A 24807-nucleotide genomic window follows, 5' to 3' on the forward strand; every position below is an offset into this window, starting at 1 on the left:
AAAAGCCCCCGGCGCCTACGGCGCAGGGGGCCAGTCACTCAACCCGGCCTTACAGCGGTTCGGTCTGGGCTTCCACCACCGCCAGCGCCACCATGTTGACGATGCGGCGCACCGAGGCGATCGGCGTCAGGATGTGCACCGGCTTGGCGACCCCCATCAGCACCGGCCCGACGGTCACCCCTTCCGAGCAGGAGACGCGCAGCAGGTTGTAACTGATGCGCGCCGCTTCCATGTTCGGCATGATCAGCAGGTTGGCCGAGCCTTTCAGCGGGCTGTCCGGCATCAGATCGTGACGAATGCTTTCCACCAGCGCGGCGTCGCCGTGCATTTCGCCGTCGATCTCCAGCTCCGGCGCCAGCTCGTTCACCAGCTCCAGCGTTTTGCGCATCTTGCGCGCCGCCGGGCAATCAGACGAGCCGAAGCTGGAGTGAGACAGCAGCGCCACCTTCGGCTCAATGCCGAAGCGGCGCACGGTTTCCGCCGCCATCAGGGTGATCTCCGCCAGCTGTTCCGGCGTCGGATCGTCGTTGACGTAGGTGTCGGCGATAAAGGTGTTGCCGCTCGGCAGCAGCAGCGCGTTCATCGCGCCGGCGACGTGCGCGCCTTCACGGAAACCGAACACGTTCTTCACCACGTCGTAATGCTCGTGGTAGCTGCCGATGGTGCCGCAGATCATCGCATCCGCTTCGCCGCGGTGCAGCATGATGGCGGCGATCAGCGTCGGGTTGCCGATCACCGCGCGGCGCGCCTGCTCTTGCGAAACGCCGCGGCGTTTCATGATCTGGTAGTACTCGCCCCAGTATTCGTTGAAGCGCGGATCCGACTCGTTGTTCACCACTTCGAAATCTTTGCCCGGCGTCAGCTGCAGGCCCAGCTTTTTCAGGCGCATCTCGATCACGCTCGGACGGCCGACCAGGATCGGGAAGGCCAGCCCCTGCGACACCAGCTCCTGCGTGGCGTGCAGCACGCGTTCTTCCTCGCCTTCCGCCAGCACCACCCGCTTCACCTCTTTGCGCGCCTGCGAGAAGATCGGTTTCATGAACAGGTTGGTTTTGTAGACGAACTCCGCCAGCTTCTCCACATAGGCGTCGAAGTCTTCGATCGGGCGCGTCGCCACGCCGGAATCCATCGCCGCCTTGGCCACCGCCGGCGCGATCTTGACGATCAGACGCGGATCGAACGGTTTCGGAATGATGTATTCCGGCCCGAAGGAGAGATCCTGATCGTCATACGCGGAAGCCACCACGTCGCTCTGCTCCGCCAGCGCCAGATCGGCGATGGCGTGCACGCAGGCCAGCTTCATCTCTTCGTTGATGGTGGTGGCGCCCACGTCGAGCGCGCCGCGGAAAATGAACGGGAAGCACAGGACGTTGTTCACCTGGTTCGGGTAGTCGGAACGGCCGGTACAGATGATGGCGTCCGGGCGCACCGCTTTGGCCAGCGGCGGCAGAATTTCCGGTTCCGGGTTAGCCAGCGCCATGATCAGCGGATCGCGCGCCATGGTTTTCACCATATCCTGCGTCAGGACGCCCGGGCCGGAGCAGCCGAGGAAGATGTCGGCGTTCGGGATGGCATCGCCCAGCGTGCGCTGGCCGTTATCCTCGATGGCGTAGGCGGCTTTGGTCTGTTCCATATTGGCGTCGCGGCCTTTATAGATGACGCCCTTGGAGTCGCAGACGGTGATGTTCTGCTGACGCAGCCCCAGCGCCACCAGCAGGTTCAGGCAGGCGATGGACGCCGCGCCGGCGCCGGACACCACCAGCCGCACATCGGAGATGTTCTTCTTCACCACGCGCAGGCCGTTGAGCACCGCGGCGGTGGTAATGATCGCCGTGCCGTGCTGGTCGTCGTGGAACACCGGGATCTTCATGCGCTCACGCAGTTTCTGTTCGATGTAGAAACACTCCGGCGCCTTGATGTCTTCCAGGTTGATGCCGCCGAAGGTCGGTTCCAGCGCGGCGATAATGTCGATTAATTTGTCAGGGTTATGCTCATCCACTTCGATATCAAATACATCGATACCGGAAAACTTCTTGAACAAAACGCCCTTGCCTTCCATCACCGGCTTACCGGCCAACGCGCCGATATTGCCCAGACCCAGTACCGCCGTGCCGTTGGAAATCACCGCCACCAGGTTGCCGCGCGCGGTGTATTTGTAGGCCGCCAGCGGATCTTCGGCGATCTCGAGGCAAGGCGCGGCGACGCCCGGCGAATAGGCCAGCGCCAGATCGCGCTGGGTCGCCAACGGTTTGGTAGGGGAAACCTGGATCTTCCCTGGGACAGGAAACTGATGGAAATCAAGGGCACTCTGTTTGAGCTGTTCGTCCATTATGGATTCCTTTGTTTTTTGCTTTTATGTTGAGGTAAGGCTTTGAGGCTGCGCCCTGCCGTGGGCCATGGCGCCCAATTACAATGACAGGGCACAGCCTTGAAGTATAGTGAGAGAAACATCACAAACTTTGAAGCGCGCCATAACCTTGGTCGAAAGAGCGTTTTAAAAGTAAAAAAAGAAGGCCTGCGGGACGAGCAGAGAAACGCCGCCGTCAGCGCGGCGGCAGCGTGGCGCGCCAGGCGTTGAGCGTCTCCACCTGGCCGGCGCAAATGTGTAACGAGGTTTGTAACGCCAGGGCATAGCTCACCGCATCGCCCCAGGTCTCCCCCTGCAGCTGCGGCTGCTCACAGGGCGCGAACACCGACTCAGGGGGCAACAGCGGCACGGCCTGCGGCGCCGGCGGCCGGGCGCAGGAGCTCAAACACAGCGCCAGGCAGAGGCTGAGCGGCGCAGGGATCGTTTTTAATCGCTTCACGGTATTTCCTCTGATAAGCCTCGTGTTGCTGGCGCAGCTGCCGTTCCTGCCGCTGCTGCGCCGCCATCAGCGCACGATTTTGCGCATCTTGGGTCTGCAGGGTGGCGATCAGCCCCGCCTGCTGCGCCAGGCTTTTTTGCAGTTCCGCCGCCTGTTGCCGCGCGGACGCCAACTGGTGCGACAACAGCGAGCTGTAGCCGCCGAGGCAGATAGCCGCCAGCAACAGCAGCAGCAACCCGCCCTGCATCAGTTTCTGCAGCCAGCCGCTCATGCCGGATAGTCCCGAAACGCCAGCTGGAAGTGCGGGCCATCCTTGAGGGTTTTCCATTCACCGCCCCATTCGACGTTGATGCCGCATTCACGCGCCGCGCGCCGCACCGCCACCGCAATCTGCGCGTAGTAATCCCACTCCCAGGAGACCACGCCCGCCGGCATCGCCACCACGTCCACCGCGTGCCCGGTCAGGTGGCGGCTGCGCAACGTTTGGCTGTTGCCGGCGCGCACCATTTCCCGCTGGCGCGCCATGCTGCGCAGCCCCTCGCTGACGGAAAACGGCACCAGCGAATAACGCAGCGCCAGACGAATAACGCGCACCAGATCCGGGTGCACGCCGCGCAGGTTCTCTTCGCTGCGGGCGGTAAAGCGAATCTCTTCGATGTCATTTAACATTTTTAAACCCCGTCTTTTTGCCGATGAATTTTTTAATTAAGGCGTTGATGTAATCCGCCCCCATAAAGCCAATCAATACGCTGGCCAAATTCGCCCAGTTTAATTCCAGGCCCATCAACGCCAGCGCATCGCGCACCGTCCAGGCCAATAACGCGCACATCGCCGCATTCAATAAACGTCGCCGAATACCCACGTTGCGATAGGCGCCATGTAATAGCGCCATCACGCCGGCCAGAATGGCGTTCAATACCGGCTGAAGATATTCACATACTCGCTGGACTATTAAGCCAACAGCGTCAGGCTCTATGCTGGACATAGCTCATCTCCTTTTTTATTTTTAATTAAATGCCAATCACGGCCGGTGGGACATCGGATACTCAGAATCTAGTTAAGGATGCTATTACAAAGCAAATGAATAAATACAGGCCCTATGGTCGAATTCATTCACGCTGAACGTTGGCACAACACATAAACGCCAAGACAGGCGGCAGTGAATAAAAAATTCATTCTTATAGTGATTTATTTCGACTTTTGTTTTTACGAAAAATAAACATTAATGGCGGTGGGAAATACTTCCCCATCATAAAAACATCCACTCTGGAGAAATACCATGTCCACACACAAAGCCGTTATTGGGTATTATTTTATTCCAACCAACCAAATCAATAATTACACCGAGTCCGATACCTCTATCGTGCCGTTCCCGGTTTCCAACATTACGCCGGCCAAAGCCAAACAGCTGACGCACATCAACTTCTCGTTCCTGGATATCAACAGCAACCTGGAATGCGCCTGGGATCCGGCCACCAACGACGCCAAGGCGCGCGATGTGGTCAACCGTTTGACCGCGCTCAAAGCGCATAACCCCAGCCTGCGCATCATGTTCTCCATCGGCGGCTGGTACTACTCCAACGATCTGGGCGTGTCGCACGCCAACTATGTCAACGCGGTGAAAACCCCGGCGTCGCGCGCCAAGTTCGCCCAATCCTGCGTGCGCATCATGAAGGATTACGGTTTCGACGGCGTGGACATCGACTGGGAGTACCCGCAAGCCTCGGAAGTGGACGGCTTCATCGCCGCGCTGCAGGAGATCCGCACCTTGCTGAATCAGCAAACCGTCGCCGACGGCCGCCAGGCGCTGCCGTATCAGTTGACCATCGCCGGCGCCGGCGGCGCCTTCTTCCTGTCGCGCTATTACAGCAAGCTGGCGCAGATCGTCGCGCCGCTCGATTACATCAACCTGATGACCTACGATCTGGCCGGCCCCTGGGAGAAGGTAACCAACCACCAGGCGGCACTGTTCGGCGACGCGGCCGGGCCGACCTTCTACAACGCGCTGCGCGAAGCCAATCTGGGCTGGAGCTGGGAAGAGCTAACCCGCGCCTTCCCCAGCCCGTTCAGCCTGACGGTCGACGCCGCAGTGCAGCAACACCTGATGATGGAAGGCGTGCCGAGCGCCAAAATCGTCATGGGCGTGCCCTTCTATGGCCGCGCCTTCAAGGGCGTCAGCGGCGGCAACGGTGGGCAATACAGCAGCCACAGCACGCCGGGCGAAGATCCGTATCCGAGCACCGACTACTGGCTGGTGGGCTGTGAAGAGTGCGTGCGCGACAAGGATCCGCGCATCGCCTCCTATCGCCAGTTGGAGCAGATGCTGCAGGGCAACTACGGCTATCAGCGGTTGTGGAACGACAAGACCAAAACCCCTTATCTGTATCATGCGCAGAACGGGCTGTTCGTCACCTATGACGATGCCGAGAGTTTCAAATACAAAGCGAAGTACATCAAGCAGCAGCAGCTGGGCGGCGTGATGTTCTGGCATCTGGGGCAAGACAACCGCAACGGCGATCTGCTGGCCGCGCTGGATCGCTATTTCAACGCTGCAGACTACGACGACAGCCAGCTGGATATGGGCACCGGGCTGCGCTACACCGGCGTCGGCCCCGGCAACCTGCCTATCATGACCGCGCCGGCCTATGTGCCGGGCACCACTTACGCGCAGGGCGCGCTGGTGTCCTACCAAGGCTACGTCTGGCAGACCAAGTGGGGTTACATCACCTCTGCACCGGGTTCAGACAGCGCCTGGCTGAAGGTGGGCCGCGTGGCGTAAACCATAAAAAAACCCCGTAGCCGAATGCTGCGGGGTTTTCATTGAGTTAACCGTTTGATTTTCGCGTCCCTTCGTCTCTATTCCTTCAGTTGTGGCACCATGGATAGCCGCCATCCCGCACCACTTCGCGGCCCATCAGGCTGTAGACATCGCTTTTGCGCGTCAGCCGCTCATGCCACCAGTTAAACCCGGCGCCCTTGCTGGCCGGATGCCACGCCAGCCAAATCATTTCGTCGCCCTTTTGCATCTCCACCGGCACCGTCACCAGTTCGCCGCTGGCCAATTCCTTTTCGATCAGCGCAGGCGGCAGAAAAGCGTGGCCGATGCCGCGCTTGAGCAGCGCCAGGTTGCTTTCCACATCGCACACCACCAACTGACGCTGCAAGGGCAGCGTACCATGATTGCGCTTGGGCAGCTCATGGCTGCTGTCGGCGATCACCACCACGATGTCGTTCAACCGCTGTTTCTTGCACACCGGCTTTCTCTGCGCCGCGAACGGGTGCGAAGGCGATACGCACAGCACAAAGTTGAGCTTGCCGAGCATCAGGGTTTTGGCCTGCACGCTGTCGGGAATTTGGCCGATGGCGATGATCAGATCCGCCCGGTTGTTTTTCAGCGCATCCCAGGTGCCGTTCAACGCTTCCCGCTGCACCGAGATATTGGCGTTCGGGCAATGCTGAATATAGTCGCGGATATCCTGCGTCAGCGTTTCCAGCGGGAAGAAGGTGTCTACCGCCAGGCGGATATTATTGTCCAGCTTGGGGATGTTGCGCACCCGGCTTTCCAGATCCTGCACCGCATTTAAAATCCAACTGCCTTCCTGCAGGAGAAATTCCCCTTCATCCGTCAGGGTAATCATGGGGCCATTGCGATGAAAAAGTTTCACGCAAAGTTTGCTTTCAATATTGGAAACCCGATAAGAGATCGCCGAAGGCGTTTTATGCAGCGCCTCCGCGGCCATAGAGAAAGATCCGGTGTTCTTGATGGTGCTGATTATTTTAATCGCGTCCAGGGATAATCTAGTCATACAAATTCCTCTTTAAAATAAAATAAGAAAATGACACTAAATTCCCAAGGTGGTGGCGCACAAAAATCGATCAAATCAAACAAGGGTACTCAACGCAACAAGCAATATACTTCATAAATGAGAGCGCTATCTTAAATACTATTCATCACTACTTGATATAAATTTCATCATAGCGCCGTGCTTTTACACTGTGACAGTTAAATAAATTCGGCCTAACGATCAAAGATTGTCATCATAATATTTTTCGTTAATAGCCGGTAAAACATTCCGATCTACGGCCAAACCAGAATGGTAAAAATAAAACAAGCCGACAGAAATGGTTATTTCCAATTGCGTTATTAGTCTCTCATTTTGTCGGTGAAATACGCTCAACTTACAACATAATTTCAGTCAGGAGTGACTTATGAACAAAACTTCCCGTACCCTGCTCTCTCTGGGCCTGCTGAGCGCGGCCATGTTCGGCGTTTCGCAACAGGCGAATGCCCACGGTTATGTCGAATCGCCGGCCAGCCGCGCCTATCAGTGCAAACTGCAGCTCAACACCCAGTGCGGCAGCGTGCAGTACGAACCGCAGAGCGTCGAAGGCCTGAAAGGCTTCCCGCAGGCCGGTCCGGCTGACGGCCATATCGCCAGCGCCGACAAGTCCACCTTCTTCGAACTGGATCAGCAAACGCCGACGCGCTGGAACAAGCTCAACCTGAAAACCGGCCCGAACTCCTTTACCTGGAAGCTGACCGCGCGTCACAGCACCACCAGCTGGCGCTATTTCATCACCAAGCCGAACTGGGACGCTTCGCAGCCGCTGACCCGCGCTTCCTTTGACCTGACGCCGTTCTGCCAGTTCAACGACGGCGGCGCCATCCCTGCCGCACAGGTCACCCACCAGTGCAACATACCGGCAGATCGCAGCGGTTCGCACGTGATCCTTGCCGTGTGGGACATAGCCGACACCGCTAACGCCTTCTATCAGGCGATCGACGTCAACCTGAGTAAATAATCGGTCAAATGAGGAGATCGTTGAGGGTTCAGCCTGGCGCTGAACCCTTTTTTGCAGGTGTCGCTATTGCGACATGTTGAGGATAGTGCGCACATTGAGCGCGCTGGTGGCGATAATGTCGATGGCGCCGGTGCGCAAAGCCCCCAAAATCGCCAGCGCCTTGGTATTCTCGGAAGCAATGGCGATCACGCAAGGGATTTTGCGCAGCTCATCAATGCTCAGCCCGATCACTCTGTCATTCATCACCGTGTCGACATGCTGCCCCTGAGCATTGAAAAAGTCATAGCCGGCGATGTCGCCGATCACGCCCTGATTAAGGCTGGCGTCGATAATCTCGTGCGGCGTAAACCACCCCAATTTCACCATATAACTGTTTTCATTCATGTCGCCAATGCCGACTAACGCCACATCGGCCTTACGCGCACGATCCAGCGTTTCCTTAATCGTGCCGTTCTGCATGAAGGCGTCTTTCAGCGCGCGATTTTCGACGTAGGCCGGCGCATAGAGCGTCTCGCTGCTGCCGCCGAACTTCTTCGCCAGACGCCGGCTGATATGGTCGGCGTTGATCGCGTCGCCCGGACGGTGGGTGCCGCCGATGCCGCAGATGAACTTGCAGTTGCGTTCCGTCACACTGCCGACATGATCGGCGATCGCCGCCACGTTGCGTCCCTGGCCGACCGCCAACACCATATCGTCTTTCAGCGACATCGCCAGATAATTGGACACCAGCGCCGCCACCTGCCGACGCTGTTCCTCTTCGTCCTGATGGTCGAGCGCGATCAACGCGCGGCTGATGGGAAAACGTTCCATCATCTGCTGTTCCAGCCGGGTGCTGAATACCGGGTGATAACGCACGTTGATCTCGACGATGCCTTCTTCCTTGGCGCGCTTGAGCAAACGACCGACTTTGATCCGTGAGATGCCGAACTTTTTGGCGATCTCTTCCTGCGTGATCTCATCCTGATAATAAGCAACGGCGATTTCGGTCAGCAGTTCGTTATCCTGGGACACAGTTTGTTTTTCCATCCGTTAGACGTTTCCCCACGGCAGGCCGGTTGATGATGGCGGAGGGACGATACACGCCCCTCCGACAAGGCTGAATGCCCGCTAGTATAACGCGTTCAGGCGGCAACGGTATTCAGTCGTTGCTCCACCTCGTCCGCCAATCGGGTCAAGAGCAGGCAGCAAGATACCGCGCCGGCGTCCAGTACGCCGCGCGAACGCTCGCCCAGACGACTGGCGCGGCCGATTTTCGCCACCAGCTCGCGGGTGGAGTCCCGCCCGCGCTCTGCGGCGATTTTCATTTGTTCCAGCGCAGCGGCGAAGTCGTCACCGCGTCCCACCGCCTGCTCAAATGCCGCCACCGCCGGTATCAGCGTATCCATCAGACACTTGTCGCCCACGCCCGCGCTGCTGATGTCCTGCAGTTCGCGCAACCCGCCGTGCAACATCGCCAAAAATGCCTGCTTGTCCAGCACGCTGCGCTCACGGACGCTCTCCGCCATGCCCATGAACAGGCTGCCGTACAGCGGCCCCATCGAACCGCCGATGCCCTCCATCAGCGCATCCGATACCGCATCGAACGCCTGCGCCAGCGTGAGCTCGCGGCCGCGAATGGCATCGCCGCACATCGCGAATCCCTTCGACATATTAATGCCGTGGTCACCGTCGCCGATGGCGCCGTCGATTTCGCTCAGGTATTCGCGGTTGCTGACAATGGTTTCTATCAGCCCCGTAACGATCTCACTGCCGTACCGGGTTGAAATTTGTTCCGTCATGATTCACTCCACCTGGGTTAAGCCTAAAGATTGCGCCGGCATGTCCAGCAGCGTTTTCAGTTCGTCATCCAGCGTCATCAGCGTCAGCGTCACGCCCATCATTTCCAGCGACGTGAAGTAATTGCCGACGTAGCGCCGATGCACCCGCACGCCTTTCGCCGTCAACCGACGCTCTATTTCGGCATAATAGATATACAGCTCCATCACCGGCGTGGCGCCTAGCCCGGAGATCAGCAACGCCACCTCCTGCCCCTGTTCCAGCGGCATGTCGTTGAGCACGAAATCGAGCATGGTGCCGGCCATCGCCGACGCCGACTGGATCGGCGATACCTCAATGCCCGGTTCGCCGTGATGACCGATGCCGATCTCCATCTTGCCGTCTTCGATATGAAAATTGGGTTTGCCGACCGCGGGAATGGTGCAGGAACTGAGGCCGACGCCGATTGAACGACACCGGTCGATGGCCTTTTGCGCCGCGCCGATCACGCCGTCCAGATCGTATCCCTTGGCCGCCGCCGCCGCGCCGACCTTCCACATCAGAATTTCGCCGGCCACGCCGCGCCGTTTATCGATCTCACTGGCCGGCGCCGAGGCGACGTCATCGTTGGCCACCACGGTTTTCACCCGTATGCCGGCCGCCGTGGCCTTCTTGATCGCCATCTTGACGTTCATGTTATCGCCGGCGTAGTTGCCGTACAGGCAAGCGACGCCCGCACCGCTGTCCGCCGCCTTGAAAGCGTCGAGAAAAGCCCCCGCCGTAGGCGATGAAAAAATCTCGCCAATCGCGACGGCATCCAGCATGTTTTTGCCGACATACCCCAGGAACGCCGGCTCGTGGCCGGAACCGCCGCCGGTGACGATGCCCACTTTGCCGGCGATCGGCGCCGGCGGATATTTCAACACCCGCGCATTATCGGTGGCTGCATAATAGTTCGGGTGGGCCAGCCTGTAGCCCTGAATGGCGTCTTCTACTACGTGATCGGGATCGTTAATGATTCTGTTCATCGCGGCCTCTCTGTCGCCTGAATAAGAAATTATTGAATGGTGTAACCGCCGTCGACCACCAGGTTGGCGCCGGTGATCATCGCCGCCGCGTCGCCGGCCAAAAACAGGGCGCTGGCGGCGATATCTTGCGGCTCGGCGAAACGCCGCAGCGGGATTTTCTGCTTCATTTGTTCCGCCACCTCGCCTGACCAGGCCTTACGGCCCAGCTCCGTCAAAACCACGGTGGGCGAAATGGCGTTAACCCGCACGTTGTGCGGCCCCCACTCCAGCGCCAACACCTGGGTCAGACCGATCACGCCCGCCTTGCTGGCGCAATAGGCCAGGTGATTAGGCAAAGCCACCACCCCGGCCTGCGAGGCGAGATTGATGATGCTGCCGCCGCGCTGGCGAATGAAACGGCGCCCCACCGCCTGGCAGGTAAGAAACACGCCTTTCAGATTGACCGCCAGGGTTGCATCCCACGCCGTTTCCGGCAGCTCCTCGGCCGGATGCAGCGCGACGATGCCGGCGCTGTTGACCAGCACGTCCAGCCGCCCGAAATGCGCCTCAATCTGCGCCACCGCCCGCTCCACCGATGCGGCATCGGTGACGTCGGCCACGACGCCCACCGCCGCCTCGGCGTCCAGCTGTCGCGCCACTTCCGCAACCTGCGGCGCCCGATCGAGCAGCGCCACGCGCGCGCCGTTTTGCAGATAGCGTTCGGCAATAGCGAGACCGATCCCCGCAGCGCCGCCGGTAATCAGCGCCACCTTGCCCTGCAGCGAGAGCTCGCGCGGCGCCGTAGTTTGATGATTAATCATAAATTTCCCCTTAAAACTGTGAACTTCACCCTCGGTCAGGATATTTTCGCCAAACTCGCGCCGCGTTCTTCCTGCGCCGTCGCGCTTTCTTTCGGCAGCGTGACAAATTTCATCAGCACACCGCTGAACAGGTATAAACCGGTAAAGATCCAGATCACGCCAACGGTGCCGAGGCTGCCGATAAACAGCCCCACCACCGCCGGGCCGACAAAGGTGCTCAGGCCGGCGCCCAGATTGAGAATCGACATCGCCGCGCCCTTATTGTCCGGCGCCAGCGACGGCATGATGGCCGACAGCGGCACGAACGCCGCCAGGCAGGCGCCGAACAACCCGGCGGCACACACGGTCAACAGGTAGTTGGCGCCGAAGAATTGCGGCACGTAGTAGAACATCAGCGTGGTCAAGGCACAGCCGACGCAGCCAAACCACATCACCACATTGCGCCAGCCGAGCCCGTCGCTGATCACGCCGAAAATCAGGTTGAAAATGATGTTGACCGTCCACAGCGCGGCGTACATCTGCAGCCAATGCGTGCGGGTGAACCCCATATCCATCATGTACATGGGCATGAATACGACGAAGCCATATGCCGCGGAGGTATTAATGGTGCGCACGATGCCGCCCAGGCCGATCTTCGGGTTTTCAAACGCGATGGTGATGCCTTTCAAGACATAACCCAGCGACGCTTTTTCCCGGTTGCCGCTCTGTGCCGCGCCGTCGTCGCGATTGAGCATCAGCGCAATCACCGCGCCCAGCACGACGAAAATCAGCGCGCTCCACAGCGTGTGGATCTCGCCGAGATAAGGCAGCATGATGCTGGAATACAGCACGCCCAGCACGCTGAGCCCGCCGCTGTAGACGAACCAGAAAATCCCCACCGCCGACCCCAGCCTTTCCGGCGGCGCCTCATACGCCACCCACACCAGAAAACCGTAGGCGAACAACGGATAACCCAAGCCGCGCAGCGCATAGGTCGGCACCATGATCGCCAGGTTGTTGCTCGGCAGGCCGAACGTCAAAAAACACACCGAACCGAACAGAAACAGCAGTAGGCCGGCCAACATCACCCGCCGGGCGGTAAAGATTTCCGCCAACACGCCGGAAAACCAGGCAGCGATGGCGGCCGCAAAGCCATAAACGCTGAACAGCAGCGCCGATTCCTGAATGCTCAGCCCTTTGCCAATCAAATAGGGCGACAGCCAGCCCTGTTCCAGCCCTTCGCCCATCATGAACACCAACACGCCGGCATAGCCCAGCAGCAGTTTCGGTGACAGACCAATGCGATGAATCAGTCCATGCAACATAGAACACCCCAGCACATGTGATTATGGAGGCGCAGGCTCGCCCGCACCCGAAGAACGATGCAGGTTTCAGAGGTTTGGATTAAGCACCACTTTGATTGAACCGATGCCGCGCTTCATCAGCTCGAAGCCCTCGGCGAACTGTTCCAGCGGCAGCGTATGCGTCACCACGCCTTCGGTCGGCAGATCGCCATTGGCGATGCCTTCGATCACCAGCGGGTAGCAGTAAGGGCCGAGGTGAGAACCGAGCACGTCCAGCTCCTTGCGGTCGCTGATGATGCTCCAGTCGACGGTCACCGGATCCTTAAACACGGAAAATTCCACGAAGGTGCCAAGCTTGCGGATCAGCGTCAGGCCCTGTTCCACGGACTTCTGTGCGCCGGTCGCCTCGATGTAGATGTCGCAGCCGTAGCCCTCGGTCATCGCTTTAACCGCGGCGGGCACGTCGTCCCGGGTGGGATTGAGCGTCACATCCGCGCCGAAGCGCTTCGCCAAGGCCAGACGTTCGTCGGACAGATCCAGCACCACCAGCTTCGAGGGCCCGGATTTCTTGATGGCCCCGATCATGCCCAGCCCCAGGGTGCCGGCGCCGGCCAACACCACCACATCGCCCAGTTTGATATTGGCGCGTTGCACCGCATGGAAGGAGCAAGCATAGGGTTCGATCAGAATGGCTTTTTCGATCGGCAGGTCGGCCGGCACATGATAGTTAATCGCCTCTTTGGTGAACTTCATGTACTCGGCCATGCCGCCGTTAACGTTTTTCTGGAAACCGTACAGGTCATGCTTTTCGCACATCCAATACTGACCGCGGTTGCAGAAGCGGCATTGCCAGCAGGGAACGATTTGTTCTGATATCACGCGATCGCCGAGATTGAAGCCCTCGACGCCTTCACCGTACCCCACGACATGGCCGATGAATTCATGGCCGGGGATCATCGGCGCCTTGATGTACGCCGGTTGTTTTTCATCGCCCCAGAAGCTGGGCGCCCCTTCGAACGCTTTAACATCACCGGCGCAGATGCCGCAGGCCTCGATCTTCACCAGGATCTCTTTCGGGCCGATCTTCGGTACCGGCACCTGTTCCAGGCGGTAATCTTTCGGGGCGTACGCCACAACCGCCTTCATGATCTCGGGGATACCGGCCGCCATTTTCGCCTCTGTTATGCAGGTCTGACACATAGCACTCTCCTCTGGTAGGGAAATTTCTTTTGATCATTAACACAAACAAAGAACAAATGAACACTAACGCCATGCGTTCAATTTGCCCACAGTGAACTTATCAAAGTGTGATATCGCTCAAAAACCCGTCTTCACTAGAGTGAATAACGATTAAAAGCCCTTTTTTAGTGACTAAGATCACCTTTTACAGTGGCAAACTGAAAATCCAGGCAAAAAACAAAAGAACATTGATTGAACATTTGATTGAACAGAGATACGGTAATGAACGTGGCACCACCGAGGATCGCCACCCTTTTCGTTACCAATCAGGAGACCGCTATGCTGCCTATCGCCATCGGCGCCGATGATGCCGCCATTGAACTGAAAGATCTGATCGTTGCCCACCTGCAACAACGGGACATCCCCGTCATTGACTACACGACGGATCGCGCCGCAGAAACGGGGATCTATCCCGATATCGCCTATCGCGTCGCGCAGGCGATACGGGAGGAAAAACATCGGCGGGGCATCCTGCTGTGCGGCACCGGCATCGGTATGAGCATCGTGGCCAATAAAGTGCCCGGCATTCGTGCGGCGCAATGTCACGATACCTACTCCGCCCAGCGGGCGCGCAAAAGCAATGATGCTCAGATCATCACGCTGGGCGCGCGGGTCATCGGTGCCGAACTGGCGAAAACCATCGTCGATGCCTGGCTGGAATCGGAGTTTGAAGGGGGAGGATCGGCGCCGAAAGTCGAGCGGATCGGCTATTACGAAAACGCGGCCGGACGGCGTTAAACCGCCTGCCGTCTCGATGGCGGTCGCGCGCAAGCCGCGCTCCGCCTGGGTTTATTCGGCATTCATTGTTATTATCCATCGCAACAATCAGAAAAAGCGCATTTTCATTCTCGATCCGATGATGCAGTGTGTTCCCCCTATGATGAAAAAGGTTCTCATTTCCCTACATTGAGCTTGGTCAAGGAGCTTATCAATGAATCAATTAGACGCACTCAAGCAGCTGACCACGGTGGTCGCCGACAGCGGCGATATCGAATCCATCCGCCAGTTCGAACCCCAGGACGCCACCACCAACCCTTCGCTGATCCTGAAAGCCGCCGCGCTGCCGCAGTACAAGGCGCTGATCACCGAAGCGTTGGAGTATGCCCGCCGCCAGGGCGGCAGCAAGGAAACCCAGCTGATCAACGCCAGCGATAAGCTGGCGGTCAATATCGGCGTCGAGATCCTCAAAAGCGTGCCGGGCCGCATCTCCACCGAAGTGGACGCTCGCCTGTCGTTCGATCGCGGCATGTGCGTCGCCAAAGCGCGCAAACTGATCGCCATGTACCAAGAACAAGGCATCGACAAATCGCGCATCCTGATCAAACTGGCTTCCACCTGGGAAGGCATCAAAGCCGCCGAGGAGCTGGAAAAAGAAGGCATCAACACCAACCTGACGCTGCTGTTCTCCTTCGCCCAGGCTCGCGCCTGCGCCGAAGCCGGCGTGTATCTGATCTCGCCGTTCGTCGGCCGCATCTATGACTGGTACCAGGCCAAACAGCCTGCCGCCGACTACGACGCCGATCAGGATCCTGGCGTGAAATCGGTGCGTACCATCTATGAATACTACAAGCGTCATCGTTACCAGACGGTGATCATGGGCGCCAGCTTCCGCAAGGTTGAGCAGATCCTGGCGCTGGCCGGCTGCGATCGCCTGACCATCGCGCCAAACCTGCTGGAACAGCTGAAAAACAGCGAGCAGCCGGTCGAACGCAAGCTGACCCCGTCTACCGAAGGCTTCCACCAACCGGCTCCGCTGGCCGAAGCGGAGTTCCGCTGGCTGCATAATCAGGATGCCATGGCGGTGGAGAAACTCGCCGAAGGCATTCGCCTGTTCGCCGTCGACCAGCAGAAGCTGGAAGACATGTTGGCCGCTCAACTGTAATCGCATTGGAGTTTCGTTATGTCTTCTCGTAAAGAGCTTGCCAACGCTATCCGCGCACTCAGCATGGACGCCGTACAAAAAGCAAATTCCGGCCACCCGGGGGCCCCTATGGGCATGGCGGACATCGCCGAAGTCCTGTGGCGTGACTACCTCAACCACAACCCGACTAACCCGCACTGGGCTGACCGCGACCGTTTCGTGCTCTCCAACGGCCACGGCTCCATGTTGATTTACAGCCTCCTGCACCTCACCGGCTACGACCTGCCGATGCGCGAGCTGGAAAACTTCCGTCAGCTGCATTCCAAAACCCCGGGCCACCCGGAGTACGGCTACACCCCGGGCGTTGAAACCACCACCGGCCCACTCGGCCAGGGCATCGCCAACGCCGTCGGCTTCGCCATTGCCGAACGCACCCTGGCGGCGCAGTTCAACCGCCCTGGCCACGACATCGTCGACCACCACACCTACGCCTTCATGGGCGACGGCTGCATGATGGAAGGCATCTCGCACGAAGTCTGCTCCCTGGCCGGCACCCTCAAGCTCGGCAAGCTGACCGCCTTCTACGATGACAACGGCATCTCCATCGACGGCCACGTCGACGGCTGGTTCACCGACGACACCGCCCTGCGTTTCGAAGCCTACGGCTGGCACGTGGTGCGCAACGTCGACGGCCACAACCCGGACGCCATCAAGGCCGCGATTGAAGAAGCCCGCCAGGTGACCGACAAGCCGTCGCTGCTGATGTGCAAGACCGTTATCGGCTTTGGTTCGCCGAACAAGGCCGGCACCCATGACGTGCACGGCGCTGCGCTGGGCGCCGCCGAAGTGGCCGCCACCCGCGAAGCACTGGGCTGGAAATACGCCGCCTTTGAAATCCCGCAGGACATCTACGCCCAGTGGGACGCCAAAGAAGCCGGTCAGGCCAAGGAAGCGGCCTGGAACGACAAGTTCGCCGCCTACGCCAGGGCCTTCCCGGAACTGGCCGCCGAGTTCAAGCGCCGCATGAACGGCGAGCTGCCGGCCGACTGGAAAGCCGACGCCAAAGCGTTCGTGGAAAAACTGCAGGCCAACCCGGCCAACATCGCCAGCCGCAAGGCGTCGCAGAACGCGCTGGAAGCGTTCGGCAAGGTGCTGCCGGAGTTCCTGGGCGGCTCCGCCGACCTGGCGCCGAGCAACCTGACCCTATGGTCCGGTTCGAAAGCGCTGAACGTTGACCCGGCGGGCAACTACATTCATTACGGCGTGCGCGAGTTCGGCATGACCGCCATCACCAACGGCATCGCGCTGCACGGCGGTTTCCTGCCGTACTCGGCGACCTTCCTGATGTTCGTGGAATACGCCCGCAACGCGGTGCGCATGGCGGCGCTGATGAAGCTGCGCAACGTGTTCGTCTACACCCACGACTCCATCGGTCTGGGCGAAGACGGCCCGACCCACCAGCCGGTGGAGCAGCTGGCGAGCCTGCGCGTGACCCCGAACATGAGCACCTGGCGCCCGTGCGACCAGGTAGAATCGGCGGTGGCGTGGCAGTACGGCATCGAGCGTAACGACGGCCCGACCACCCTGGTGTTCTCGCGCCAGAACCTGACCCAGCAGCCGCGCACCGCAGAGCAGCTGGCGAACGTGTACCGCGGCGGCTACGTGCTGAAAGACTGCGCGGGCACGCCGGACGTCATCCTGATCGCCACCGGCTCCGAAGTGGGCATCACGGTGGAAGCGGCGGACAAACTGACCGCGGCGGGCCGCAAGGTGCGCGTGGTGTCGATGCCGTCGACCGACGCGTTCGACAAGCAGGATGCGGCGTACCGCGAGTCGGTGCTGCCGGCGGCGGTGACGGCGCGTGTGGCGGTGGAAGCGGGTATCGCGGACTACTGGTACAAGTACGTGGGGCTGAACGGCGCCATCGTGGGCATGACCACCTTCGGTGAGTCGGCGCCGGCGGAGCAGCTGTTCGCCGAGTTCGGCTTCACCGTGGACAACGTGGTGGCGAAGGCGCAGGCGTTGCTGAAGTAAGCGGTCTGACGCCAGCCGATAAAAAAGCCGGTCATCATGACCGGCTTTTTTTATTCCATCACCCGATGAATCTGCAAATACTGCAGCAGCATGATGGTCTTGCCGTCTTTAATGCGGCCATCGGCGATCATCGCCACCGCTTCGCTGAACGGCAGTTCGATCACTTCGATATCTTCATCTTCAATGCCGCCGCCGGCCGCGCGCCGCTCATCGTCATGGTATTCGGCGATAAAGAAGTGCACGATCTCGGTCACGCCGCCCGGCGACATGTAGGCTTCGAAGATTTTTTTGACCTCGCCCACCTGAAAACCGGTCTCTTCCACCGCTTCGCGGCGTGCGCACTGCTCCGGCGAATCGGCGTCCAGCAGGCCGGCGCAGGCCTCGAGCAGCATGCCGCTTTCGTTGCCGTTGACATAGGTCGGCATGCGGAACTGGTTGGTCAGCACCACCGTGCCCTTGGCGCGGTTGTACAGCAAAATGGTGGCGCCGTTGCCGCGATCGTAAACCTCGCGCATCTGTTGCACCGAACCGCCATTTTTGCGTTGCAGATCGAACGTGTACTTGTGCAGCACATACCAGTTGTCCGACAACAGCTCTTTCTTCACATTCTCAATTTTCGACGACATGACCCTTTTTCCTTGAGTTGCAACGTGAAAATCATACCGCGATTACGCTGCGCCGCAGCAGACGATTTGCAACAAAAATCACAACGCCTCTCCGGGCAAACCAGGATTAAAAATACATCGTGGGCGGACGCATAATCTGACAGACGAATCGCATCCGCAAAGACAAATCCTCAGTGGAAACCGAGCTGCAGCTGAACATCGGCGGGCATTTCGCTATTCATTTGATTACACGACGACAATTGTTCCCGTTTTGTTGACAACTTGATACAAATCGCGGTGCAATTTAGTTGCAAAAGTTATAGTTTTGCTTTCGAATGAAACTGGCGCAGCCCTCACCTGAGAGAAAAGGATTCCGTGATTGCTTGTTAAACGTTCCGTGACCGGCAGCCTGGCCAGGGCGCTGTTCGGCATCGTGATACTGTCGGTGCTCGCCACCGGGTTGGCGTTGACGACCGTCGCCGGCAGCCAGAGCGATGCCGAGGCGATCAACATTGCCGGTTCGCTGCGCATGCAAAGCTACCGCCTGGCCTTTGATCTCGATCGACAGAGCCCGGAGCTGGAGCTGCATCTGCAGCAGTACCGGCAATCTTTGCAGGCGCCGGCGTTGCAAAAGCTGGCGCGCTTTTACGTCCCGGCCGAGGTGCGCAACCACTATCTGGCGCTGCAACGAACATGGCAAGCGATGGAGCGGCAGATCCGTGACGGGCAAGCGGCCGCCTACCGGGCGGAGGTCGCCGGCTACGTCAACCGCGTCGATCATTTTGTTTCCGCTCTGCAGCGTTATTCCGAGTTGAAACTCACCCTGGTGGCCGCCGTCAGCGTGCTGGGCTACGCCGCCATCATCGGTCTGGTGCTGTTCTGCATCCGCTTTATGCGCCGCCAGGTGGTCATGCCGCTGCAGCATCTGGTCGACGCCAGCCAGCGCGTGCAACAGCGCGACTTTCGCCACCCGCAGCTGGACGTGGCGCTGCCGAACGAGCTCGGCGTGCTGTCGCAAACCTTCAGCGCCATGTCTGACGAGCTGGCCCGGCTCTATCAGTCGCTGGAGCTGAAAGTGCAGGAAAAAACCCGGCGCCTGCAGCAGGCCAACGAAACGCTGGAGGTGCTGTATCGCTGTTCACAGGCGCTGAGCGTGCGCCAGATCGATCAGCAGGCATTCGAGAATGTGCTGCGCATCGTGCGCCAAAGCGAACGACTGCGCTGCATCCGGTTGAACGTGGCGGACGATCATGGCCAGTGGCAACTGAACGAAGGAGAGCCGGCGCCGGCGCAAGCCTGGAGCGCGCTGCCGATCACCCAAGGCGATAAACTGCTGGGTGAATTGCGATGGCAGCCCGAAGCGCAGCCGCCGCATCCTCACCTGATGCAGAGCCTGGCCAACATGCTGGGGCGCGGCGTCTACTTCAACCGGGCGCAAAAGCAGCACCAATATCTGCTGTTGATGGAAGAACGTGGGACCATCGCCCGCGAGCTGCACGATTCGCTGGCGCAGACGCTGTCGTTCCTGCGCATCCAGCTGACGCTGCTCCGGCGCGCCGCCGACGATCCGGCGGCGAAGACGATTATCGACGATTTCGATCGCACGCTGGCCGATGCCTATCGCCAGCTGAGAGAATTACTGGCCACCTTCCGCCTCAACATTCAGGAGGCGGATCTGAATGCCGCGCTGGAGCAACTGCTGCAGCCATTAAAGGCGCTAACCACCGCGCGGATTCAGTTACACTGTCGGCTGCCCTCGCAGGCGCTCAACGCCCAGCAGCAGGTGCACGCGCTGCAGATCGTGCGCGAGGCGGTGCTCAATGCCGTCAAGCACGCAGGAGCGAGCGAGATCGCGGTGTGTTGCGAGGTCAACGCCGCAGGCGACAACGTATTCAGCATTACCGACGACGGTTGCGGTATCGCCAGTCTGGAAGAACCGGAAGGGCATTACGGCTTGACCATCATGAGCGAACGCGCGGCGCGACTGGGAGGAACGCTGCGTATCCGGCGCAGAAGCCGCGGCGGCACGGCAGTCTGCCTGACATTCTCGCCCTGACCTTGCGGCTGTTCACTCTGCGTTACGGTTGCCGCCGGGCAGAAGGCCGCCCGGAGAGGTTTGCGGTGCAGAATGCCGCTATTTTTGAAGAGACAGTCCCACTGTGAAGCACGCCTCCGGGCGCGTTTGAGTGGCTTTACTTGCTACAGGGAGCATATTTCATGGTGATGAAGCAATACCGAGTCATGATCGTTGACGATCATCCGTTGATGCGGCGCGGCATCAAACAACTGCTGGGACTGGATGCGCGATTTGGCGTGGTGGCAGAGGCCGGCAACGGCAGCGAGGCGGTTGCGCTGGCGCTGCAGCACGCGCCGGACGTGATCTTGTTGGATCTGAACATGAAGGGCATGTCCGGGCTGGATACGCTGCGGGCTCTGCGTGACGAAGGCGTGGACGCACGCATCATCGTGCTGACGGTCTCCGACGCGCGCAGCGATCTGTATGCGCTGATCGACGCCGGCGCCGACGGCTATCTGCTGAAAGACAGTGAACCGGAGCAGCTGCTGGAACACATCAGCGCCGCCGCCGAGGGGCAAAACGTGATCAGCGACGCCATGGCCGACTATTTGCTGGCGCGCAGCGAGCAGCGCGATCCCTTCACCGCCTTGACCGAACGCGAACTGGACGTCTTGCAAGAGGTGGCGCGCGGCCTGTCCAACAAACAGGTGGCGGCGCAATTGCATATCTCTGAAGAAACCGTGAAGGTGCACATCCGCAACATACTGCGCAAGCTGGACGTGCGTTCTCGCGTGGCGGCGACGGTGATGTACCTGGAGTACAAAAGCCACTGATCGCCCCGCCCCGGCCAATACGCCGGGGCCGCTTACTCGATGGCGCTGAGCAGCGCCTGATGGTGCTGATGCACCCAACTCTTGTTGAACGGCCCCCAGCTTTCCAACTGATAAAAACCGTCGTTGTTGCGCACGCCCTGCTGCACGAACTGCAGCTCGACGCCCATGCCGGGCAGCGCCTTCAGCACATCCTGCAACGTGCGGCGCGGCCAGCCGGTCAGCGCCATCAACCGCGGCACATTGGGCCGCTCACTGTGGCTGATCAGCCAGCATAAATAAAGCCGACGGGCAAATACCGGGTTAATTCCCATGCCAAGCTCCTGCTGTAAGGTGGATCCAGTTTTTATTTTTCGGCTCCCTGCGGCGAAGACATGCGCAAGGCCTTTGATAGTAATAAAAATGTCTTAATAGCGTACAATTATCGACACCGGGGCACCCACGCCGTTTCCCGCTACCGTTATTTACACTATCTCCTTTTTTTCTCCACGCTTTCCTCGACTATCCCGAGTAAAGTGCAATAGCGCCGGAATCCTTCCCTGCCGCTGAAATGCATATTTCCGATGCGTTTTAAAGATAGAACAAGTCATAACGAGGTTCGCGCTGCATGGCCAATTTTTTTATTGATCGCCCGATTTTCGCCTGGGTGCTGGCAATTATTCTTTGCCTGACCGGGGCATTGGCGATTTTTTCTTTACCGGTAGAACAATACCCGAATTTGGCGCCGCCGAACGTGCGCATCAGCGCAACTTACCCAGGCGCCTCGGCGCAAACGCTGGAAAACACCGTCACCCAAATCATTGAGCAAAATATGACCGGCCTCGACAACATGATGTATATGTCGTCGCAGAGCACCAATACCGGCCAGGCGACCGTCACGCTGACGTTCGAAGCCGGCACCGATCCCAACGAGGCGATGCAGCAGGTGCAAAACCAGCTGCAGGCGGCGATCAAACGTTTGCCGCAGGCGGTGCAGAATCAGGGTGTCACGGTCTCGAAATCCGGCGACACTACGCTGATGATGGTGGCGTTCGTCTCCACTGACAACAGCATGGACAAGCAGGACATCGCCGATTACATCGTCTCCAACCTGCAGGATCCGCTCAGCCGCATCAACGGCGTCGGCAGCATGGACGTGTATGGCTCACAATACGCCATGCGCATCTGGCTCGATCCCAACAAGCTCAACAGCTACCAGCTCACGACCCAGGACGTGGTCAAAGCCATTCAGTCGCAGAACGCCCAGGTGGCGGTCGGCCAGTTGGGCGGCACGCCGTCGGTCGATAAACAGGCGCTGAACGCCACCATCAACGCCCAGTCGCAGCTCCAGACGCCGGAACAGTTCCGCCAGATCACCCTGCGGGTCAATCAGGACGGCTCGCTGGTGACGCTGGGCAACGTCGCCACCGTCGAACTGGGCGGCGAGAACTACAACTACCTCAGCCGCTACAACGGCATGCAGGCCGCAGGCATGAACATCAAACTGGCCTCCGGCGCCAACGAACTGCAGACCGACCAGTTGGTGAAGGACAAGATCGCCGAGCTGTCGCAATACTTCCCGCACGGGCTGGAGGCCAAAGTAGCCTATGAAACCACCCCGTTCGTCAAAGCCTCGATCAAGGACGTGGTGAAAACGCTGCTGGAGGCCATCCTGCTGGTGTTCCTGGTGATGTATCTGTTCCTGCAGAACTTCCGCGCCACGCTGATCCCCACCATCGCCGTGCCGGTGGTGCTGATGGGCACTTTCGCCATCCTCTCCGCCTGCGGCTTCAGCATCAACACCCTCACCATGTTCGCCATGGTGCTGGCGATCGGCCTGCTGGTGGACGACGCCATCGTGGTGGTGGAGAACGTCGAGCGCGTGATGAGCGAGGAAGGCTTGCCGCCGCGAGAGGCCACGCGCAAATCCATGGGGCAGATCCAGAGCGCGCTGGTCGGCATCGCTCTTGTGCTATCGGCGGTGTTCGTGCCGATGGCGTTCTTCGGCGGCACCACCGGCGCCATCTATCGCCAGTTCTCCATCACCATCGTCTCCGCCATGGTGCTGTCGGTGCTGGTGGCGATGATCCTGACCCCGGCCCTGTGCGCGACGCTGCTTAAACCAATCGCCAAAGGGCACCATCACGGCAAGCGCGGCTTCTTCGGCTGGTTCAACCGCATGTTCAACCGCAATGCCGATCGCTATGAGCGCGGCGTGGGGCGCATTCTGCACGCCAGCGGCCGCTACATGGTGATTTATCTGCTGTTGCTCGGCGGCATGGCGCTGCTGTTCATCAAGCTGCCGACCTCGTTCCTGCCGCAGGAAGACCGCGGCATCTTCACCGTACAGGTGCAGTTGCCGGCGGGATCAACCCTGCAGCAAACCTCCAAAGTGGTGGAAAAGGTCGAGCGGTACTTCCTCACCGAAGAGAAACAGGACGTTTTGTCGGTGTTCGCCATCATCGGCTCCGGGCCCGGCGGCAACGGCCAAAACGTGGCGCGCCTGTTCGTGCGGCTGAAAGACTGGGATCTGCGCACCTCGGGCGCCAACAGCTCGTTCGACATCATCGACCGCGCCACGCTGGCATTCAACAAGATTAACGAAGCCCGGGTGATCGCCAGCAGCCCGCCGGCGATCACCGGTCTCGGCAACTCCTCCGGCTTCGACATGGAGTTGGAAGACCACGCCGGGCTCGGCCACGCCAAACTGATGGCGGCGCGCGATCAGCTGCTGCACCTGGCGGCGCAAAACCCGCTGCTGTCGCGCGTGCGCCACAACGGCCTGGACGACAGCCCGCAGCTGCAAATCGATATCGATCAGCGCAAGGCTCAGGCGCTGGGCGTATCGATCGACGACATCAACAATACCCTCTCCACCGCCTGGGGCTCGACCTACGTCAACGACTTCGTCGACCGCGGGCGGGTGAAAAAAGTCTACGTGCAGGCCGCGGCGCCATTCCGCATGCTGCCGGATGACATTAACAAATGGTATGTGCGCAACAGCGCGGGCGGCATGGTGCCGTTCTCGGCCTTCGCCAGCTCGCACTGGGAGTACGGTTCGCCGCGGCTGGAGCGCTATAACGGCAGTTCGGCGCTGGAGATCGTCGGCGAGGCGGCCAACGGCGTCAGCACCGGCACCGCCATGGCGGAAATGGAAAAACTGGTCAGCCAACTGCCGACCGGTTTCGGGCTGGAATGGACGGCGATGTCCTATCAGGAACGGCTGTCCGGCTCGCAGGCGCCGGCGCTGTACGCCATCTCGCTGCTGGTGGTGTTCCTGTGCCTGGCGGCGCTGTACGAGAGCTGGTCGATACCGTTCTCGGTGATGCTGGTGGTGCCGCTGGGGGTGATCGGCGCGGTCGCCGCCACCTGGCTGCGCGGCCTGGAGAACGACGTCTATTTCCAGGTTGGCCTGTTGACCATCATTGGGCTGTCGGCGAAAAACGCCATTCTGATCGTCGAGTTCGCCAATGAGCTGAACCATAAAGGGCAGGATCTGATGTCGGCGACGCTCGACGCGTCCCGCATGCGCCTGCGGCCGATCCTGATGACCTCGCTGGCGTTCATCTTCGGCGTGCTGCCGATGGCTACCAGCAGCGGCGCCGGTTCCGGCAGCCAGCATGCGGTCGGCACCGGGGTAATGGGCGGCATGATTTCCGCCACCCTGCTGGCGATTTTCTTCGTGCCATTGTTCTTTGTGCTGGTTCGCCGCCGTTTCCCGGGTAAAGCGCATCCGGCAGGCAATACGCCGGCCACCGGGGACTGA

General features: G+C 59.7%; 22 protein-coding genes. 8 read left to right on the forward strand and 14 right to left on the reverse strand.

Translation table 11 applies throughout. The annotated features are described in order from the left end of the window. Positions 1-49 precede the first annotated feature (49 nt). From maeB to ACJ8IJ_RS05875, 5 genes are all read right to left on the reverse strand, one after another. Positions 50-2329 (reverse strand): NADP-dependent oxaloacetate-decarboxylating malate dehydrogenase, encoded by a 2280-nt coding sequence (gene maeB / locus ACJ8IJ_RS05855; protein ID WP_016926766.1) that lies wholly within the window; start codon positions 2327-2329, stop codon positions 50-52. Positions 2330-2543: 214 nt separating this feature from the next. After that, entirely contained in the window at positions 2544-2717 is a 174-nt protein-coding gene (gene lysC / locus ACJ8IJ_RS05860) for an Rz1-like lysis system protein LysC (RefSeq protein ID WP_004936544.1), read from the reverse strand. Continuing rightward, positions 2698-3078, reverse strand: a complete 381-nt coding sequence (locus tag ACJ8IJ_RS05865) for a DUF2570 family protein (protein ID WP_060444452.1) — start codon at positions 3076-3078, stop codon at positions 2698-2700. Before ACJ8IJ_RS05865 ends, lysC begins: the two co-directional genes overlap by 20 nt. Then, complete coding sequence (locus ACJ8IJ_RS05870; protein WP_004936549.1) at positions 3075-3476, reverse strand: M15 family metallopeptidase; 402 nt, start codon at positions 3474-3476, stop codon at positions 3075-3077. Before ACJ8IJ_RS05870 ends, ACJ8IJ_RS05865 begins: the two co-directional genes overlap by 4 nt. Next, entirely contained in the window at positions 3466-3792 is a 327-nt protein-coding gene (locus ACJ8IJ_RS05875; RefSeq protein ID WP_033643982.1) for a phage holin, lambda family, read from the reverse strand. Before ACJ8IJ_RS05875 ends, ACJ8IJ_RS05870 begins: the two co-directional genes overlap by 11 nt. A gap of 294 nt (positions 3793-4086) precedes the next feature. On the opposite strand from ACJ8IJ_RS05875, the gene ACJ8IJ_RS05880 reads away from it, so the two are divergent. After that, positions 4087-5586 carry a glycosyl hydrolase family 18 protein gene (locus ACJ8IJ_RS05880; protein ID WP_442518348.1) on the forward strand — a complete coding sequence of 500 codons (1500 nt, stop codon included), beginning with the start codon at positions 4087-4089 and terminating at the stop codon, positions 5584-5586. Positions 5587-5671: 85 nt separating this feature from the next. Here the strand turns inward: ACJ8IJ_RS05880 and ACJ8IJ_RS05885 are convergent, their stop codons facing one another. Next, entirely contained in the window at positions 5672-6613 is a 942-nt protein-coding gene (locus ACJ8IJ_RS05885; RefSeq protein ID WP_033645764.1) for a LysR family transcriptional regulator, read from the reverse strand. A 403-nt stretch (positions 6614-7016) separates the two neighbouring features. Here ACJ8IJ_RS05885 and ACJ8IJ_RS05890 point away from each other — a divergent pair, with 403 nt between their 5' ends. Next, entirely contained in the window at positions 7017-7610 is a 594-nt protein-coding gene (locus tag ACJ8IJ_RS05890; RefSeq protein ID WP_004936574.1) for a lytic polysaccharide monooxygenase, read from the forward strand. Between the two features lie 63 nt (positions 7611-7673). Here ACJ8IJ_RS05890 and ACJ8IJ_RS05895 read toward each other — a convergent pair whose 3' ends face one another. The 6 genes from ACJ8IJ_RS05895 to ACJ8IJ_RS05920 form a co-directional block, all read right to left on the reverse strand. Continuing rightward, entirely contained in the window at positions 7674-8636 is a 963-nt protein-coding gene (locus ACJ8IJ_RS05895; RefSeq protein ID WP_004936575.1) for a sugar-binding transcriptional regulator, read from the reverse strand. A gap of 95 nt (positions 8637-8731) precedes the next feature. Continuing rightward, entirely contained in the window at positions 8732-9388 is a 657-nt protein-coding gene (gene dhaL, locus ACJ8IJ_RS05900; RefSeq protein ID WP_004936578.1) for a dihydroxyacetone kinase subunit DhaL, read from the reverse strand. Positions 9389-9391: 3 nt separating this feature from the next. After that, positions 9392-10393, reverse strand: a complete 1002-nt coding sequence (locus tag ACJ8IJ_RS05905; RefSeq protein ID WP_004936581.1) for a dihydroxyacetone kinase subunit DhaK — start codon at positions 10391-10393, stop codon at positions 9392-9394. Between the two features lie 29 nt (positions 10394-10422). Next, on the reverse strand, positions 10423-11193 hold the full coding sequence (locus tag ACJ8IJ_RS05910; protein WP_131165018.1) for an SDR family oxidoreductase: 771 nt from the start codon (positions 11191-11193) through the stop codon (positions 10423-10425). Positions 11194-11228: 35 nt separating this feature from the next. Next, positions 11229-12497, reverse strand: a complete 1269-nt coding sequence (locus ACJ8IJ_RS05915) for an MFS transporter (RefSeq protein ID WP_004936588.1) — start codon at positions 12495-12497, stop codon at positions 11229-11231. Between the two features lie 66 nt (positions 12498-12563). Continuing rightward, complete coding sequence (locus ACJ8IJ_RS05920; protein ID WP_004936590.1) at positions 12564-13676, reverse strand: erythritol/L-threitol dehydrogenase; 1113 nt, start codon at positions 13674-13676, stop codon at positions 12564-12566. A 318-nt stretch (positions 13677-13994) separates the two neighbouring features. On the opposite strand from ACJ8IJ_RS05920, the gene rpiB reads away from it, so the two are divergent. From rpiB to tkt, 3 genes are all read left to right on the forward strand, one after another. Beyond that, a complete protein-coding gene (gene rpiB / locus ACJ8IJ_RS05925) occupies positions 13995-14453 on the forward strand; it encodes a ribose 5-phosphate isomerase B (protein ID WP_004936593.1) in 459 nt (152 codons plus the stop codon). 193 nt (positions 14454-14646) lie between these two features. Continuing rightward, positions 14647-15597: a transaldolase gene (gene tal, locus ACJ8IJ_RS05930; protein ID WP_004936597.1), complete on the forward strand. Its 951-nt coding sequence runs from the start codon at positions 14647-14649 to the stop codon at positions 15595-15597. An 18-nt stretch (positions 15598-15615) separates the two neighbouring features. Continuing rightward, positions 15616-17610: a transketolase gene (gene tkt, locus ACJ8IJ_RS05935; RefSeq protein ID WP_118891713.1), complete on the forward strand. Its 1995-nt coding sequence runs from the start codon at positions 15616-15618 to the stop codon at positions 17608-17610. A gap of 50 nt (positions 17611-17660) precedes the next feature. Here tkt and nudK read toward each other — a convergent pair whose 3' ends face one another. Next, on the reverse strand, positions 17661-18236 hold the full coding sequence (nudK, locus tag ACJ8IJ_RS05940) for a GDP-mannose pyrophosphatase NudK (protein ID WP_004941760.1): 576 nt from the start codon (positions 18234-18236) through the stop codon (positions 17661-17663). A gap of 358 nt (positions 18237-18594) precedes the next feature. On the opposite strand from nudK, the gene narQ reads away from it, so the two are divergent. Together narQ and ACJ8IJ_RS05950 are read left to right on the forward strand one after the other, a co-directional pair. Next, a complete protein-coding gene (narQ, locus tag ACJ8IJ_RS05945) occupies positions 18595-20271 on the forward strand; it encodes a nitrate/nitrite two-component system sensor histidine kinase NarQ (RefSeq protein ID WP_442518349.1) in 1677 nt (558 codons plus the stop codon). A 161-nt stretch (positions 20272-20432) separates the two neighbouring features. Beyond that, positions 20433-21065: a response regulator gene (locus ACJ8IJ_RS05950; RefSeq protein WP_004941753.1), complete on the forward strand. Its 633-nt coding sequence runs from the start codon at positions 20433-20435 to the stop codon at positions 21063-21065. 32 nt (positions 21066-21097) lie between these two features. On the opposite strand, the gene ACJ8IJ_RS05955 is transcribed toward ACJ8IJ_RS05950, so the two are convergent. Further along, positions 21098-21376, reverse strand: a complete 279-nt coding sequence (locus tag ACJ8IJ_RS05955; RefSeq protein WP_004941750.1) for a winged helix-turn-helix domain-containing protein — start codon at positions 21374-21376, stop codon at positions 21098-21100. A gap of 293 nt (positions 21377-21669) precedes the next feature. Here ACJ8IJ_RS05955 and acrD point away from each other — a divergent pair, with 293 nt between their 5' ends. After that, positions 21670-24807, forward strand: coding sequence for a multidrug efflux RND transporter permease AcrD (gene acrD / locus ACJ8IJ_RS05960; protein WP_442518350.1), 3138 nt, complete (start codon positions 21670-21672; stop codon positions 24805-24807).

This window comes from Serratia sp. CY40230 (genome assembly GCF_052168835.1).
GTDB classification, from domain to species: domain Bacteria; phylum Pseudomonadota; class Gammaproteobacteria; order Enterobacterales; family Enterobacteriaceae; genus Serratia; species Serratia nematodiphila.